The 1,314-nt window shown below is 55.8% G+C and carries 2 protein-coding genes; both read right to left on the bottom strand.

Translation table 11 applies throughout. The features are described 5' to 3' along the window. Positions 1-634 (bottom strand): ATP-binding cassette domain-containing protein (locus tag ACR0DO_RS19445; protein ID WP_480561085.1); only part of this gene is annotated, 634 nt, incomplete at its 3' end. Between the two features lie 84 nt (positions 635-718). Continuing rightward, positions 719-1,314, bottom strand: a 596-nt coding sequence (locus tag ACR0DO_RS19440) for a sugar ABC transporter substrate-binding protein (RefSeq protein WP_480561083.1), incomplete at its 5' end; no start/stop codon positions are given.

Here is a 1,314-nt window from a genome sequence, read left to right as displayed (position 1 = left end):
CAACGATCCGTTCAACCTCATCCAGCCTGTGCGACACATAGAGAATAGCGGTTCCGCGTTCACGCATATTGCGCAGTAACTGGTGCAGGCGTTCAATTTCATCTTCACCCAATGCCGCCGTCGGCTCATCCAGGATGATCATGCGAGCGTCCATCGCGACGGCTTTCGCGATCTCGACCAGTTGTTGCTCGCCTACCGATAGCGAGCCGGTGATTGTTTCGGGAGAAACATCGACATCCATTTCCGCCAAAACGCGCGCGGCTTCGTTGTGGACCTTGGCCCAGTCGATCACGCCAAAGCGGGACCGAGGCATATTGCCAAGGAAGATGTTTTCGCCAACCGACAAGGTGGGCACGATCGAGAATTCCTGAAAAACTGTTGCGACGCCCAATTCACGTGCCGCCTGCGGGTCGCTTATCGTGACCGGCTTGCCATTGTGCAGGATTTGACCGCTATCGGGTTGCTGCACGCCGGACAGAGTCTTGATCATAGTCGACTTACCACAGCCGTTTTCACCCAGCAGCCCATGAATGGAACCGGGCATAAGCCGGATGCAGACCTTGTCATTCGCCAAAACCCCAGGATAGGCCTTGGTGATATCGACAAACTCCCAAAGGGGCGTTGCGGGTGTCATCGCGATTGCCTCGACAAAAGTGAAATTCGGTTGGTTTGCGACCCGGCAGCACGCGCACGCGCCACCGGGAAGCGAGGAGAAAGTTCAGTACTCTTTGGACGGCTGCGGGAAGAGCTTTTCTGGCTCTTGCAGCACGCTGATCGCACCGTCTTTGTCTTCAATCGATGTGGGCGTTTCGATCCAGCCGCCGGGATAGGACCCGTTGAGCGCATCAATGGTTGCGTGCATGGCCGCCTTACCCATCAAGAATGGTGAGGTGTTGACGGTTGCCGTGATGTTGCCAGCCGCAATTTCTTCAAGGCCGGACGTGTCGCCATCATTGCCCAAAAGGACGATGTCACTGCGGCCAAGCGCTTTCGCCGCAAAAGATGCCCCGATGATCATGTAGTCGTTCGCCGCAAAGATCATGTCGAGATCGGGGTTCGACTGCAGGATATCCATGCCAGCTGTGTTGCCGCCTTCAACGTTCCATTTACCGTCAATCGACACCACAACGTCGAAGTTTTCGTTGCCCTCGATACCGTCGAGGAAGCCGCCCACACGTTCGGTCGAGTGATAGCCAGGCTGCCCTTCGATAATGCCGACCTTCAACGGTTGATCGCCATAAGTTTCAATACCTATGAAAGCTTCACCCATTTCGGTCACGAAGACATTCAGGCGATGGTCGCGTTCCGCGACAC

Source organism: Ruegeria sp. AM9 (assembly GCF_056540565.1).
The sequence above is the reverse complement of the archived record's forward strand: the minus strand, read 5'-3'. Positions and strand labels throughout refer to the sequence as shown.